This is a genomic window from Haloleucobacter ellipsoideus (genome assembly GCF_052491725.1).
The window spans coordinates 24,107-38,800 of the sequence record NZ_JBQWAR010000020.1 but is presented as its reverse complement, the minus strand read 5'-3'; the positions used below and the strand labels follow the sequence as shown (position 1 = coordinate 38,800).

Genomic DNA, 14,694 nt, shown 5'->3' with positions numbered 1-14,694 from the left:
TGTTGGTGTCCTGAAGCATCGTCATGAGCGGTTATCCATGGCGGAGCGCACGCTGTCGGCGAGCAGGTTGAAGGCGATGGACGTGACAAAGATGAACGCGCCGGGCAGGGCCGCGACCCATGGGTTGCTGTAGATGGCCGAGCGCAGCGTGTTCAGCATCAGCCCCCATTCCGGCTCCGGCGGCTTCACGCCAAGACCAAGGAAGGACAGGCCGGAGGCGAGGATCATGCTCACCGAGAGCAGGCCCGTGCTGTAGACGAACACCGGCCCCAGCACATTGCCCAGCACATGCACGCGGATGATGGTGAAGGCGTTCGCCCCGCTCATGCGCGCGGCCTCGATATAATCGAGCTTGCGCACCTGCGTGGTGGCGCTCTCGGCCACGCGCACCACCTGCGGCACGAACACCAGCGTGAGCGCGATGAGGCAGTTGCTCATGCCTGAACCGAGCGCGCCGGAAATCGCCACCGCCAGCAGCACCGAGGGGAAGGCATAGAAAATATCCAGCGTGCGCATGATGAGCATGTTGATGCGCCCGCCCACATAGCCCGCGAACACGCCGATGAGCGAGCCGAAGACAAAGGCAGCCAGCACCGGGACAACGCCCATGAGCAGGGAGAGCCGCCCGCCATGCATCAGGCGGGTGAGCATGTCGCGCCCCAGCTCATCCGTGCCGAGCGGATAGCCAGGGCTTCCGACGGGGAGAAGGCGGCGGATCATGGAGCCCTTGTAGGGATCCGCCGGGGCGATCCACGGCGCGAGCACGGCGGCGGCGATGATGAGCAGCAAGACGCTGGCGCTCAGCCATGCCGTACGGTCGCGCTTGAGGCGCTGCCAGACCGTGGACCAGTAGCTGCGGCTCGGGGTGGAGATGACCGGGGGCGTGATCGCGATGGAGGTGGAGAGTTCAGAGGTTGCGGCCATGTCAGGCTCTCCCCATGCGCGGGTCGATCAGGGGCTGAAGGATGTCCACCAGCAGGTTGAGCACCACGAAGAACATGCACAGCACCAGAATGGTGCCCTGAAGCAGGGGCATGTCGCGCTGGAAGATGGCGGCGTTCAGCAGGAAGCCGGTACCGGGCCATGCGAACACCGTTTCCACCAGAATGGAGCCGCCCATCAGGTAACCCACCTGCAGGCCGGCCACCGCCAGCACCGTGGGGGCCGTGTTCTTCACAATGTGGAAGAAGATGCGCCGCCCGGAGAGGCCGCGCGCCTGAAGGGCGGTGACGAATTCCTGCTGGAGCGTGTCGGAAACCAGCGCCCGCACCGTGCGGGTGATGATGCCCATGGGAATGACTGCGAGGGTGAGGGCCGGCAACACCAGATAGCGCATGTGGTCCCAGTCCCACTGCCAGGCCGATGATCCGCCGGGCCCCGCGCCCATGGCCGGAAACAGCGGCAGCCAGATGGAGAGGCAGATAGTCAGCACCAGCCCCAGCCAGTAATGGGGGATGGAGACGCCGATGACCGAGGAGCCGGTGGCCATCCGGTCCAGCAGGCTGCCGTGATAATAGCCGGCGATTGCACCGAGAATGCAGCCGATCACCACGCCGATCAGCGCCGCCGCCCCGGCCAGAAGCAGGGTGTTGCCCACCGCCTTGAGCACCTCCCCCACCACCGGACGGCCCGTTGCGATGGATGTGCCCAGATCTCCCTGCACGGCATGCAGCAGCCACAATGCATATTGAACGATCAGGGGGCGATCGAGCCCATAGGCCTCGCGCAGGGCGGTGATGACCTCTTCCGGCGCATCGGCCGGAGCGATGGCGTTGAGGGCATCGCCCGGCGCCAGATGCACCAGCGCGAAGGAGACGACCGTCACGCCCAGTGCGATCGGGATCGCATACAGGACACGTTTGAGCATATAGGCCAGCATGGCAGCATCTTTCTGAGGTGGGGGCCGGAGCGTGCGCGCCGACCCCGTCTGCAGGCTCGGGCGGGGTTACTTCTGCGGGCTCACTTCTTGTCCGCTCCCATGCCGATGGTGGTCAGGTCCTGGAACCAGTGCTGGGCCTGGGTGAACTTCTGGACCTTGGGGGACAGGGCATGCGGGTTCACGTCGTGCACCACCCACAGCATCAGCGCGTCATCGACCATGCTCTGGTGCACGAAGGCGAGAAGCTCATCCTGCTGCTTGGTGTCGAAGGTGGTCTGGATCTTCTCGATGGCCTCATCGACCTTCGGATTGGCGTAGCCGCCCCAGTTCACGCCCTTGGGGGCCACATAGCCGGAATAGGCGAAGCGGGTGAGGGCGTAGAAGGGATCAGCCGTCACATAGCCAAGATTGATGGCGGTGATGCCCTTGCCGGCATTCATCTCGTTCTGTGCCCCGGCGCGCCAGTGCAGATAGAGATTCTCCAGCTCCACCACCTCGAAGGTGACATCGATGCCGACCTCGGCGAGGCTCTGCTGGACGAACTCGTTCATCGGCAAGGAGAGCATCTGCCCGGTGCCGCCCTGGGCAATGATGACCTTGGCCTTCAGCGGCTTTTCCGGGCTGTATCCGGCTTCCTTCATCAGGGCTTTGGCCGCTTCAGGGTCATACTTGATGTCGAATTCAGGCTTGCCGAACCACGGGCTGGTTTCATCCACCTGCCCCTTGGCGGGGGTGGCCAGACCGCTGAGCAGGGCCACCACGGAGTCGCGGTCCACGGCCATGTTCGCCGCCTTGCGCACGCGGATGTCGGCCCAGGGCGAGCCTTCCTGCGTGGAGAAGTGATAGGGCCACACATGCGGGGTAACGTTCTGGACGATCTTGAAGCCGTTGCCCTTCAGCTGGGGCAGCACATCCGGCGGCGGGGTTTCGATGATGTCCACCTGCCCGGTCAGCAGGGCATTGGCGCGGGTCATCGCATCGGGAATGGGCAGCAGGATGATGCGGTCTGTCTGCGCCATGCGGTTGGCGTCCCAGTAGGCCGCATTCTTCACAAGCTCCGCGCGCTCACGCGGCACCAGCTTGTCGAGCTTGAAGGGGCCGGTGCCGGAAGGCGTGCTGGCGAACCTGTTCCAGTCGCGGCCCACGGCCTCAAACTGGGCGGGGCTGGAAATGAGGAACCATGGCAGCTGATAGGGGAAGAGCGCGTCAACCGCCTTGGTGGTGATCTCGACCTTGTTGCCGTCGAGCTTGCGGTATGAGGCGATGGAGGGAATGCGCGGCACAACCTGCGCCGCCTGCTTGGCATCGAATTGCGGGGACTTGCTGTCGAGGACCTTGTCGAGGTTCCAGATCACCGCATCGGCATTGAAATCGGAGCCATCATGGAACTTCACGCCATCGCGGATGGTGAAAATCCACTTCTTCGGGTCCGCGGGGTCCACGTCCCATGCGGTGGCAAGGCCGGGAACGAGCTTGCCGGGCCGGTCGCCCACATTCGCCTCCCATGCGATCAGCGGGTCGTAAATCGTGTGTCCGGTGAACTGATAGGCGCCCGCGCCGCGGTCGGGCTGGCCGGTGGTGAGGGGAATATCCGCTATTGAAATGCCATAGCGGGCGACGGTTTCCGCATAGGCGGTGCCACACAGCATGAGGGCCGCGGGAACTGCCGCCAGCCAGCTGGAAAGTCTCTTACGTCCTCGCATATCGTCCATCTCCACACAGGTCTATGGGATGGAAATTGCATGCAGCGTGCCATGGCGCTGCAGCGCGTAAATGTATTTTGGAACTGTCTTAAATCGCGGAACTATTCCCTGTTCTGTACGGCTTCCGGGGTTCGTGCAGTGCACCATCACAAAAAATGGGCATGTCCATTTTGTGTGCAGTTTGGGCAGTTTTTGTCACTCAGGGGCAAAATTGCATGCAATCCCGCCGGCCATGACAAGGGCTCTGACACCGCGTGCAGGTGCGCTATCCGGCGATGTGCGGGACATGATGTCGATGGTTTTTTGAGAAAGTGGGGGCGCCGCATTGCGGGCGGCGTGGGTCTCGGGGGAGCCTATTGGCGGGGTCCGGCGTTCCTCATGTCGAGGATCGGGCCGCTGGGACCGAAAGGCTCCTGAATGCAGGGCAGGGGGATGATGATCCGCCCGCGCGATGTATCGCGACCCGGCGCGTCTTGCCCCGCAACAGTGCGGAAGGAGCCCGGCGCGGGAGCGCGCGCCGGGCCTGATGGTCAGGATGCGAAATCGAGCACCACGCGGCCTTCGATCTGGCCGGCGCGCATGCGGTCGAACACGTCGTTCACATTCTCCAGCCTGTCGGTGGAGACGGTGGCGTGAACCTTGTCCTCGGCGGCGAACTCAAGGGATTCCTCAAGGTCCAGCCGCGAGCCGACGATCGAGCCGCGCACGGTCACGCCATTCAGCACCATGCCGAAGATGTTGAGCGGGAAATCACCCGGAGGCAGCCCGTTCAGCGAAACCGTGCCGCCCCGCCGCACCATGCCCAGCGCCTGCTCGAACGCCTTGGGTGAAACAGCCGTCACCAGCGCGCCATGCGCTCCGCCAATCTCCTTCTTGAGGAAAGCGGCCGGATCGGTATTGCGGGCATTCACCGTCACCGTCGCACCCAGGCGGCGGGCCAGATCCAGCTTGGCGTCATCCACATCCACGGCCGCAACATTGCGGCCCATGGCCTTGGCATATTGCACGGCCATGTGGCCAAGGCCGCCAATACCGGAAATCACCACCCAGTCTCCAGGCTTGGTGTCTGTCACCTTCAGGCCCTTGTAGACGGTCACGCCCGCGCACAGCACCGGGGCGATCTCCACGAAGCCGACATTCTTGGGCAGGTGGCCGACATAGTCCGCATTGGCGAGGGCATATTCGGCAAAGCCGCCATTCACCGAATAGCCGGTGTTCTGCTGCTCCTCGCACAAGGTCTCCCAGCCGCCCAGACAGTGGGTGCAATGGCCGCAGGCGGAGTAGAGCCAGGGAATGCCGACCCGGTCACCTTCCTTCACATGCTTCACGCCGGCACCCACCGCGACCACATGGCCCACACCCTCATGGCCGGGAATGAAGGGCGGGTTGGGCTTGACCGGCCAGTCGCCCTCGGCGGCGTGCAGATCGGTATGGCATACGCCGCAGGCCTCGATCTTCACCAGAATGTCGCCCGCATTCGGGCGCGGAACGGGGACTTCCTCAATGGTCAATGGCTGGCCGAAAGCCCGTACAACGGCGGCCTTCATGGTCTTGTCCATGTTTTCCTCCCTGTCGATGATTGGCCCGGCATCCGCCGGGGAGAGAAGGCAGGGCGGTGTTCCGTCCTGCCTGATCGGGGATCAGAAGAAGCCAAGCGCCTTGGGGCTGTAGCTCACCAGAAGATTCTTGGTCTGCTGGTAGTGGCTCAGCATCATCTTGTGGTTCTCGCGCCCGATGCCGGACTGCTTGTAGCCGCCAAAGGCCGCATGGGCGGGATAGGCATGGTAGCAATTGGTCCACACGCGCCCGGCCTGGATGTTGCGTCCCATATGGTAGGCGCGCGCGCCATCACGGGTCCACACGCCGGCACCGAGGCCGAACAGCGTGTCATTGGCCAGATGCAGCGCCTCATCCTCGTCCCTGAAAGTGGTGACGGACACCACCGGGCCGAAGATCTCCTCCTGGAACACGCGCATGGAGTTGTGCCCGCGGAACACGGTGGGCTTCACATAGAAGCCCTCGGCCAGATCGCCATCGAGCAGATTGCGCTCGCCGCCGATGAGCACTTCCGCGCCCTCATCCCGGCCGATGTCGAAATAGCCGAGGATCTTGTTGAGCTGCTCCTGCGAGGCCTGCGCGCCGACCTGTGTCGCCGGGTCCAGCGGCGAACCCTGTTTGATGGCGGCGACGCGCTTCAGCGCCTTCTCCATGAAGCGGTCATAGACCTTTTCCTGAATCAGCGCGCGGCTGGGGCAGGTGCACACCTCGCCCTGGTTGAAGGCGAACATGACGAAGCCCTCGATCGCCTTGTCGAAATAGTCGTCATCTTCTGCCGCCACATCATTGAAGAAGATGTTGGGAGACTTGCCGCCCAGTTCCAGCGTCACCGGAATGAGGTTCTGGCTGGCATAGTTCATGATGAGCCGACCGGTGCCGGTCTCGCCGGTGAAGGCGATCTTGGCGATCCGCTTTGAGGAGGCCAGCGGCTTGCCGGCCTCAAGCCCGAAACCGTTGACGATGTTCAGCACGCCGGGGGGCAGGAGATCGGCGATCAGCTCGGCGAAGACGAGGATGGAGGCCGGGGTCTGCTCCGCCGGCTTCAGCACCACGCAGTTGCCGGCGGCCAGTGCCGGGGCCAGTTTCCATGCCGCCATCAGCAGCGGGAAGTTCCAGGGAATGATCTGGCCCACCACGCCGAGCGGCTCATGGAAATGATAGGCGATGGTCTCCGGATCGATCTCGCTCAGCGCCCCTTCCTGAGAGCGCACGCAGGATGCGAAATAGCGGAAATGGTCGATGGCGAGCGGCACGTCGGCAGCGGTCGTCTCGCGGATGGGCTTGCCATTGTCCCATGTCTCGGCCAGCGCCAGCAGGGAGAGATTGTCCTCCATCCGGTCGGCGATGCGGTTGAGAATGAGCGCGCGCTCGGCGGCCGGCGTGCGGCCCCAGCTCTCGCGGGCGGCATGGGCGGCATCCAGCGCCTTCTCGACATCCTTCTCGTCAGAGCGGGCGACCTCGCACACCACCTTGCCGTTCACCGGCGAGATATTCTCGAAATAGCGCCCTTCCACGGGCTCCACAAAGGCCCCGCCGATGAAATTGCCATAACGCGCCTTGAAGGGCGCCTGGGCGGGGTTGGACAGGAATGCCGGCTTGTTCATGTGTTTCCTCCCGAATTATGTTTTCTCCCCACTCCAACGCACCGGGCGTGCCAGATTTCCATCCCGCCGGTGAAAATCGTCATTGCATCGCGGTAAGTGTTTGTGTGGTTATGACTTTGAGAAAGTTTGGAAAAGATGTGAAACAGGGTGGCTGGACGGACCCCTGAAAGCTGTGCGACAGTTCCCAGGAAAAGCAGCAACAAGCTGCGACACCTGTTGCAATGTGCGACACATCTGTCGCCGGGGAGTGGAACGGAGCCAAGGGAGCCGATGCCATCCGCCTTCACCCTATCCAGCCGTTCCGGGCCGGCCATGCCCGAGCTGCAATCGGTCCGTAACCGTTTTTTCTCCGGCATTCCGGTGCCGGAAAATGCGGTGCCAGCCCCGATCCTGCGCTCATGGACCCGTTGCGCCGGGCGTGGCCAGCCATCGGCCAGCCAGATCGGCGAAGGGCCGATGACCGCCCATGAGCTGCGCATTCTGCGACAGATGCATGAGGAACTGCGGCTGCGCTGCCGCCCGGAGCTGGAAACCCTGCATGCCAGCGCGCGCAGCACCGGCTCGATCGTCATTCTGACCGACCCGGACGGGCTGGTTCTCGATACGGTGGGCAGTGCGGATTTCGCCGACCGGGCAGCCCGCGTGACCCTCCAGCCCGGAGCGGACTGGAGCGAGAGCGCCCGCGGCACCAATGCCATCGGCACGGCGCTGATGGAGCGCGGTGCGCTGGAGGTGCGCGGGGCCGAGCATTATGCCGATTCCCACCGCATTCTCAGTTGCGCCGCCGCCCCGCTTCTGGACCCGCGCGGGGAGCTTGTGGGGCTTCTGGATATTTCCGGCCCGGCCAGTGTCGATCATCTCCACGCCCTGGCCCTTGTGCGTCTTGCCGCGGATCAGGTGGAGCACCGCATGTTCGAGGGCGCCTTTGCCGGGCATGATGTGGTGCGCTTCCATCGCGACCGCCATTTTCTCGGCACCCCGCGCGAGGGCATTCTCGTCTTTGCCAATCACCGGCTGGTGGCGGCCAACAGCTCGGCCCTCGCCCAGCTCGGTCTGGGCTGGGATGCGCTGGATACGCGCCGCTTCTCCGAACTGTTCGACACCAGCCCTGCCCGCGCGCGCGAGACCGGGCAGATGCGCAGCCTTTCGGGAGATATGCTGCATGTCCGGGCGGAGCGTCCTGATGAGGCGCGCCGGTCCGCCCGGCCCGCCGGCGCCCTGACTGCCGCACCATCCGCCCGGCAGGGCCCGGCCCCGGTAGCGCCGGAAAGCGCCGGGCGCGAGACACCCGCGCCCTGTTTCGATCCGCAAACCGCACAAGCCCTGACCCGCGCCGTGCGCCTTCTGGATGCCGGTGTGCCGGTTCTGGTGCAGGGGGAAACCGGGACGGGCAAGGAGGTGTTCGCCCGCCAGATGCATCAGCGCAGCACCCGTGCCGGTGCGCCCTTCGCCGCCGTGAACTGTGCCGCCCTTCCTGAAGGGCTGATTGAGTCCGAACTGTTCGGCTATGAGGACGGGGCCTTCACCGGTGCGCGCCGGGCCGGCTTCAAGGGCCTGCTGCGCGAGGCGGATGGGGGGGTGCTGTTCCTCGATGAGATTGGCGACATGCCGCTGGGCCTGCAAACCCGCCTGTTGCGCGTGTTGCAGGAAAGGGAGGTGATGCCGCTTGGCGGGGCGCGCCCCGTGCCGGTGGATTTCCAGCTCATCTGCGCCTCGCACCGTGATTTGCGGGCGCTGGTGGAAAGCGGTGCATTCCGGGCCGATCTCTATTTCCGTATCGCCCAGTATACGGTCGCCCTGCCGGCCCTGCGCACCTTGCCGGAGCGGGAGGCGCTGGTGGTGCGGTTCTGGCGGGACATGGCGGGCGAGGGGGAAAATGCGCCGCGCCTGTCTCAGGCCTGCCGTCTGCGGCTCGCGGACCATGACTGGCCGGGCAATTTCCGCCAGTTCATCGGCACGCTGCGGGTGTTGCGGGCATTGGCCGAGCCCGGCGAGGTTCTCGATGTGGACGCACTGCCCGCCGACTTGCGCGCCACGGCTCCCGTCTCACCCTCTCCGGCTGCCTGTGCGGATGCCGACATCGGGGGTGTTGCCGGCCCGCTTCCCCGGTCGGGAGGGCGGGGGACCGGCATCCCGGAACAGGCGTCCATGGATCTGGGCGCGATGACCCTTGCCGCGATGACAGACATGCTGGACGCATGCCATGGCAATGTCTCGCAGGCAGCCCGCCGCCTCGGCATTCACCGCAGCACGCTGCATCGCCATCTGGCGCTGGCCGGGGTGAAGAGGCGCGGGACTTCCGGCCGGGGGTGAGCCGGAGCCGCGGTTCTGCATCTGTGTCGAGAACCGCGCCTAGCTGCCGCCGGATTCAAATGTCGCCTGCCGTGCCGCCTCGAACAGGGCTTCGCGATGCCCGTGCTCCTCCGCGATCGTGATGAAGGAGACCGTGGTCACTACGCAGGCGAGTTCATTCTGCGCATTGAAGACCGGCGCGGCCTTGCCGGCCAGCATGGAAAAGAGATGCTCGTTCAGCTCCGCCCCTGAAGCGGCGCGGATATCCGCCAGGGTCTTGCTCCGGGGGGCGGTGCCGCGGAAGCCGGGGGGCTGCATCTTCTGGGCGGCGGCGATGCTGGCCTTGTCCATATAGGCCTGGAACACGAGGCCGCAGGCGGAATTGTTGACCGGCAGAATGTCCCCTAAAGAAACCGTGCTGATGAAGAAATCGGCGTTGCGATACCAGCGCACCACGGTGGGGCCGCGCTCTGTCCAGATGACGACACCGCAGCTTGCGGCGATCTGGAGAGAGAGGGACTTCATGTTGCGTGCGGCGATCTCGATGGGATCGATCCGGCGCATGGCGCGCACGCCAAGATTGAGCGCGGCTGGCCCAAGATCATAGCGCGCTGTCATCTCGTCCTGCACCACAAGGCGCTCCAGCACCAAGGTCTGCATGTAGCGATGGGCGGTCGACGCGCTGGTTTTTGCCGCGCGCGCAATTTCGCCAAGCGCCATCGGGCGTTCCGAGCGGGCGAGCACATCCATAAACCGTGCCGCAATGGACACGGACTGCACGGTCATGGGGCGTTTGCTCAAGATTGCCGTCTCCTCGTTCCGGGCCGTGCTCGTCTCGTCCTCCCCGCGACTCAGGGGCATGACGGTGGAAAGAGAGCGCACTTCCATGTTGTGACCATAACCAAGATCCGGGGCGGGGGAAGATGGGAAAAGGGCGGGTTCCGGCCAATGCCAAAAACTATGGAATTTCTGTAAGCTAAGGGCAATTCCAGCCAAGATCAATTACTTGCGCGGCGCTTCCTTGACGGCAGGCGCGGCGTGCACGCAAACGGCGTTTGCTCATGTTGACATGCGAAATGCGTCATGCAATGTGGAATTCATAATCATTCGCAAGCTACGGTCCGCTCCCAGCCAGCGATCCTTATTGGATAGACGGGGCCCCACATGTCTTTGAAGTTTGTCGTGCCGCTGGCGCGCGGTGTCAGCATGCTCGCAATCCTTGCAGCCACGCCTGCGCTTGCGCAGGAAGATGATGCCATTGCAGGGCGCGAGGGCACGATTGTTCTGGATGCCATTACGGTGACCGGCGAGAACATGGAGCGCGACATGAAGGATACCTCATCCTCTGTCGCGGTCATCACTGCGGAACAGATCCGTGCCAACCGCACGGGTGACAGCTCCATCTCGCAGGTCGTCAACAGCACGCCGAACGTTGTCTATCCCGACACGGTGAGCATGCCTGTCATTCGCGGCATGGACTCGCAGGGGCCGAATACGGGTGCCGGTGCGTTCTTCGCCGGCACCGTGCCGCGCGCCACCATCAATATGGATGGCCATTATCTCAGCTATAACGAGTCCTATTTCGGCGCGGCATCCAGCTGGGATGTCCAGAATGTGGAAGTCTTCCGCGGACCGCAGACGACCTCGCAGGGCGCGAATGCCATTGCCGGCGCCATCATCGTCAATACCAAGGACCCGACCTTCACGCCTGAAGCGGCCTATCAGGCCGAGATTGGCAGCTACAATTCCAAGCGCGTATCGCTGGCCTTTTCCGGCGCGCTGGTGAAGGACGAACTGGCCGCGCGTGTCGCGCTCGACTATTCCGGCCGTGACACCTTCATCAATTATGTGAACCCGCAGTTCAATTCGCAAAATACCGATCTCGACTTCAGCAACCTGATGGGGCGCGTGAAGCTGCTGTGGACACCCACGAACATTTCCGGGTTTGAAGCCAAGCTCACCTATTCCCACAACAAGACGAACCGCCCCAGCCAGGAGGCGGCCAGCGAGCCCTTCGAGGATCTGGAGAGCATGGCGGCGACCATGCCGACATGGAAGCAGCATACGAATACCGGTGTTCTGGACCTGAAATATGATTTCCAGAACGGCTATCAGATTTTGAACCAGACCCAGTATTCCAGCACATCCGTGCGCCGGAGCCTGAATAAGGCGTATGATGGTAATGCAGATGTCGACCAGAAGAATGTTTCCAATGAAACACGCCTTCTGTTCGGTCAGGCGGAAGATAATCTGAGCGGTGTGGCCGGGCTCTATTATGCCAACACCAAATCCGACGAGAAGCTTTATCTGCGCGGCACGTCGAGCTTTGATGACACCAAGGACAATCTGGGCATCTTCGGCGAGGCCAACTACCGGCTGACGGAAAAGTGGACGCTGACCGGCGGCCTGCGCTACCAGCAGGACCATGTGCAGCGCGTGGGCCGCTCCACCTTCACGCGCACGCCGGTGAATTATGACGAAACCTTCTCCGCTTTGCTGCCGAAGGTCTCCCTCTCCTATGCGCTGACCCCGGAATGGACGGTGGGCGCCATGGTCAGCCGTGGCTACAATCCCGGCGGCGTGTCGCTCAATCTGAACTCCGGCCGCTGGATGCAGTTCGAGGAAGAAACGCTGTGGGACTATGAGCTGTTTGTCCGTGCCAATCTCATGGACAACAGGCTGTTCCTGAACGGCAATATCTTCGTGATGGATGTGAAGAACATGCAGTTCAACATCCCTGTCGTGATTTCGCCGGGCGTTTCGCAGTCCTACACCATCAATGCCGAGAAGGCGAAGTCCTATGGCGCGGAAATGAGCGTGGACTGGCGGATTGCCGACAGCTTGATGGTGCAGGCCGGCGTGAGCCTTCTGCATACCGAGATCAAGGAAGTTCTGGACAATACCGATCTGAATGGCAATGCCTTCCCCAAGTCTCCGGCCGTGATGTTCAATGTCGGCGCGATCTGGGATGTGACCGACAAGCTCAATATTGCAGGACAGATCCGCCATCTGGCCGGCTATTACTCGAACGTGGCCAATACTCCGGCCTACAGGGTTGACCCCTATACGGTGACCGACCTGCGCGCGAGCTATGCCTTCAATGATGGCTTCCAGCTCTATGGCTATGTGAAGAACCTGTTCGACGTGCGCTCTGCGACCTATATCCAGCAGAACCGCAGTATTGCCGGTGGTATCGAGGCCAGCATGCTGGAGCCCCGCATGCTCGGTATCGGTGTGCGCGGCACCTTCTGAGTGTCTTCTGATCACGTCTGATCGGGCATGAAAAAACGCCCGCTCCCGGAAAGGGGAGCGGGCGTTTCGTGTTTTGCAAACGCTCTTTTGCGCTTTGTCCGCGCGTCAGCCGGCCCCGAGATGCGCCCGCAGGGTGGCGCCGGAATAGTCCGAGCGGAAAAGGCCGCGCCGCACCAGTTCAGGCACCAGCTTTTCAAAGAACAGCTCCAGTGATTGCAGCGAGCCGCCGGGCAGGGCGATGAAGCCATCCAGCGCCCCGGCCTCGAACCAGGCCTCGATCTCATCCGCCACATCCGCCACCGTGCCGACACTGACCCAGTGCGCCGAGCCAATGACTTCGGGGCGCTCCAGAAGCGCGTCCACCCGCGGGGCATGCAGCTCGATATAGCGGCGCAGCAGATCGGCATGGGTGCGGCTGCGCACCGTTTCCGGCAGAGGGGGAAGCAGCCGGGTTGTCACGCGGTCTTCCGGCGCAAGATGGGCAATATCCACCCCCAGAATATCCTTCACCGCCTCAAGGCGCTGTTCCCGGGTGAAATGCGCATGGGCGCGCCGATGCTGTGCCCATGCCTCCTCGCGCGTTTCGGCAAGGAAGAAGAACAGGCCCGGCAGAACCCGAACCGCATCCGGGGAGCGGCCATGTTTTTCAGCACGCTGGCGCAGGTCCGCGCGCAGCTCGATGGCGGCGGACATGTCCGGCGTTGATGCAAATGTCGCATCGGCCACAGATGCCGCAAAATCGCGCCCGGTATCCGATGCGCCGGCCTGGAACAGGAGCGGGTCGCCGGCCTCATGCCCGGCCACATTGAGCGGGCCTTTCACATGGAAGAAGGCGCCTGCATGATTGATGGGCGCGACCTGTGAGAGGCCATCTTCCGCCGTCAGTGCGCCATGGGGATAGCTGTGCCACAGGGCGCGGACGATCCCGGTGGATTCGGCAGCCTTGCGATAGCGCGTCTGTGTCGGGGGCATGGGGTCCGTCCCGAAATTGTCCGCGCCATCGAGGGAGGTGACGATGTTCCAGCCCGCCCGCCCGCGACTGAGCCAGTGCAGGGTCTGGATTTGGCGGGCGATGATATAGGGCGGGTTGAAGGTGGTGGAGGCGGTGGTGACGAGCCCGATCTTTTCCGTCGCGCAGGCTATGGCTGTCATCAGCAGGGTCACATCCAGCCCGGTGAAGGCCGGCGATGTGCCCGATTTGCCGCGGCGCATGGCGAGCGTGTCGGGCTTGAACACGAAGTCGAGTTTCGCCCGTTCCGCCTTCTGCGCCAGATCGGCATAATATCCGGCGGGATCACTTCTGTGCCGCTCGGTTTCATGCGGTTCCGGCGCATGGCCGATGGTCCATGTTTCCGTGAGGCTGAGGCCGATATGCATCTGCCTTTTCTGGGTCATGTGCGCAGGTCCTGGCTTGTCCGGGTGTGAGTGGCCTGTGCTGCCGCGCGCCCCTTCGGCACCACCAGAGGGGTGCCGGAAACCGGATCGGGAATGATGACGCAGGGCAGGCCGAAAACGGTTTCGATCAGTTGTTCATGAACGATGTCGGCAGGCGCGCCCTCGGCGACAATCCGGCCGTCACGCATCGCGATGAGATGGGTGGCATAGCGGCAGGCCTGGTTCAGGTCATGCAGAACCGCGATGATGGTGCGGCCATTGCGGTTGAGCTCGGCAAGCAGCTCGAGCAGCTCGATCTGATGGGCGATGTCCAGATAGGTGGTGGGCTCGTCCAGCAGCAGGATGGCGGTTTCCTGCGCCAGTACCATGGCGATCCACACCCGCTGTCGCTGTCCGCCGGAAAGCTCGTCCACGGTGCGGCCCGCCAGCTCGCTGATGCGCGTGGCCGCCATGGCCGTGCGCACCGCCTCCTCGTCCGCCCTCGACCATTGCCGCAGGAAGGACTGGTGCGGATAGCGCCCCCGGGCGACCAGATCCTCCACCGTGATGCCATCGGGTGCGGTTGATGTCTGGGGCAGCAGACTCAGCCGCCGGGCCACCTCGCGCGCCGGAAAGGTGTTGATGGCGCGCCCGTCCAGCACCACATCACCGCGCACCGGCCGCAGCAGGCGGGAAAGGGCGCGCAGCAGGGTCGATTTTCCGCAGGCATTCGGCCCGACAATGACGGTGAAGGAACCGTCCTGGATTGTCACCGACAGGTTTTCCGAGATCGTGCGCGCATCATATTTCAGGGTGATGGCGTCGGCGCTCAGGCGCTGGCTCATGGGAGATCCTTACGCATGGCCGGTGATCTGGAGAAGAAAGTGTTCATATGCCGGATTCCCGGTCATGGGGTGATTGAGCGTGCGGGGTGCGGTTCATCGGGCATGAAAATTCAAGCACAGGAAAGATGTGGCTGTCCGGATATGGGAGTCAGTTTGTAGCTTTTAAAAAGTAACGGGGCGCAATATCC

The 14,694-nt window shown here is 63.4% G+C and carries 10 protein-coding genes; 2 read left to right on the top strand and 8 right to left on the bottom strand.

The annotated features are described in order from the left end of the window. Positions 1–21: 21 nt before the first annotated feature. From ACT6QG_RS12135 to adh, 5 genes are all read right to left on the bottom strand, one after another. Entirely contained in the window at positions 22–924 is a 903-nt protein-coding gene (locus ACT6QG_RS12135; RefSeq protein WP_444977837.1) for an ABC transporter permease, read from the bottom strand. A gap of 1 nt (position 925) precedes the next feature. Further along, a complete protein-coding gene (locus ACT6QG_RS12130; protein WP_444977836.1) occupies positions 926–1,879 on the bottom strand; it encodes an ABC transporter permease in 954 nt (317 codons plus the stop codon). An 80-nt stretch (positions 1,880–1,959) separates the two neighbouring features. Further along, positions 1,960–3,582, bottom strand: coding sequence for an ABC transporter substrate-binding protein (locus ACT6QG_RS12125; RefSeq protein ID WP_444977835.1), 1,623 nt, complete (start codon positions 3,580–3,582; stop codon positions 1,960–1,962). A gap of 530 nt (positions 3,583–4,112) precedes the next feature. After that, on the bottom strand, positions 4,113–5,141 hold the full coding sequence (adhP, locus tag ACT6QG_RS12120) for an alcohol dehydrogenase AdhP (protein WP_444977834.1): 1,029 nt from the start codon (positions 5,139–5,141) through the stop codon (positions 4,113–4,115). Positions 5,142–5,222: 81 nt separating this feature from the next. Then, positions 5,223–6,743, bottom strand: a complete 1,521-nt coding sequence (gene adh / locus ACT6QG_RS12115; RefSeq protein WP_444977833.1) for an aldehyde dehydrogenase — start codon at positions 6,741–6,743, stop codon at positions 5,223–5,225. Between the two features lie 270 nt (positions 6,744–7,013). Between adh and ACT6QG_RS12110 the strand changes: the two genes are divergently transcribed. Then, the gene (locus ACT6QG_RS12110; protein ID WP_444977832.1) at positions 7,014–9,056 is read left to right on the top strand and encodes a sigma-54-dependent Fis family transcriptional regulator; all 2,043 of its coding nucleotides are present in this window, start codon (positions 7,014–7,016) and stop codon (positions 9,054–9,056) included. A 39-nt stretch (positions 9,057–9,095) separates the two neighbouring features. On the opposite strand, the gene ACT6QG_RS12105 is transcribed toward ACT6QG_RS12110, so the two are convergent. Next, positions 9,096–9,821 (bottom strand): IclR family transcriptional regulator, encoded by a 726-nt coding sequence (locus tag ACT6QG_RS12105; RefSeq protein ID WP_444978277.1) that lies wholly within the window; start codon positions 9,819–9,821, stop codon positions 9,096–9,098. A gap of 378 nt (positions 9,822–10,199) precedes the next feature. Between ACT6QG_RS12105 and ACT6QG_RS12100 the strand changes: the two genes are divergently transcribed. Next, positions 10,200–12,287 (top strand): TonB-dependent receptor, encoded by a 2,088-nt coding sequence (locus tag ACT6QG_RS12100; RefSeq protein WP_444977831.1) that lies wholly within the window; start codon positions 10,200–10,202, stop codon positions 12,285–12,287. Positions 12,288–12,392: 105 nt separating this feature from the next. On the opposite strand, the gene ACT6QG_RS12095 is transcribed toward ACT6QG_RS12100, so the two are convergent. Both ACT6QG_RS12095 and ACT6QG_RS12090 read right to left on the bottom strand, forming a co-directional pair. Next, positions 12,393–13,682 carry an NtaA/DmoA family FMN-dependent monooxygenase gene (locus tag ACT6QG_RS12095; RefSeq protein ID WP_444977830.1) on the bottom strand — a complete coding sequence of 430 codons (1,290 nt, stop codon included), beginning with the start codon at positions 13,680–13,682 and terminating at the stop codon, positions 12,393–12,395. Next, a complete protein-coding gene (locus ACT6QG_RS12090; RefSeq protein WP_444977829.1) occupies positions 13,679–14,506 on the bottom strand; it encodes an ABC transporter ATP-binding protein in 828 nt (275 codons plus the stop codon). The genes ACT6QG_RS12095 and ACT6QG_RS12090 overlap by 4 nt, the downstream gene beginning before the upstream one ends. Positions 14,507–14,694 lie beyond the last annotated feature (188 nt).

Excerpts from the sequence above, each read along its gene's own strand:
- ACT6QG_RS12135 (WP_444977837.1), bottom strand. The coding sequence starts at position 924 with ATGGCCGCAACCTCTGAACTCTCCACCTCCATCGCGATCACGCCCCCG.
- ACT6QG_RS12130 (WP_444977836.1), bottom strand. The coding sequence starts at position 1,879 with ATGCTGGCCTATATGCTCAAACGTGTCCTGTATGCGATCCCGATCGCA.
- ACT6QG_RS12125 (WP_444977835.1), bottom strand. The coding sequence starts at position 3,582 with ATGCGAGGACGTAAGAGACTTTCCAGCTGGCTGGCGGCAGTTCCCGCG.
- adhP (WP_444977834.1), bottom strand. The coding sequence starts at position 5,141 with ATGGACAAGACCATGAAGGCCGCCGTTGTACGGGCTTTCGGCCAGCCA.
- adh (WP_444977833.1), bottom strand. The coding sequence starts at position 6,743 with ATGAACAAGCCGGCATTCCTGTCCAACCCCGCCCAGGCGCCCTTCAAG.
- ACT6QG_RS12110 (WP_444977832.1), top strand. The coding sequence starts at position 7,014 with ATGCCATCCGCCTTCACCCTATCCAGCCGTTCCGGGCCGGCCATGCCC.
- ACT6QG_RS12105 (WP_444978277.1), bottom strand. The coding sequence starts at position 9,821 with ATGACCGTGCAGTCCGTGTCCATTGCGGCACGGTTTATGGATGTGCTC.
- ACT6QG_RS12100 (WP_444977831.1), top strand. The coding sequence starts at position 10,200 with ATGTCTTTGAAGTTTGTCGTGCCGCTGGCGCGCGGTGTCAGCATGCTC.
- ACT6QG_RS12095 (WP_444977830.1), bottom strand. The coding sequence starts at position 13,682 with ATGACCCAGAAAAGGCAGATGCATATCGGCCTCAGCCTCACGGAAACA.
- ACT6QG_RS12090 (WP_444977829.1), bottom strand. The coding sequence starts at position 14,506 with ATGAGCCAGCGCCTGAGCGCCGACGCCATCACCCTGAAATATGATGCG.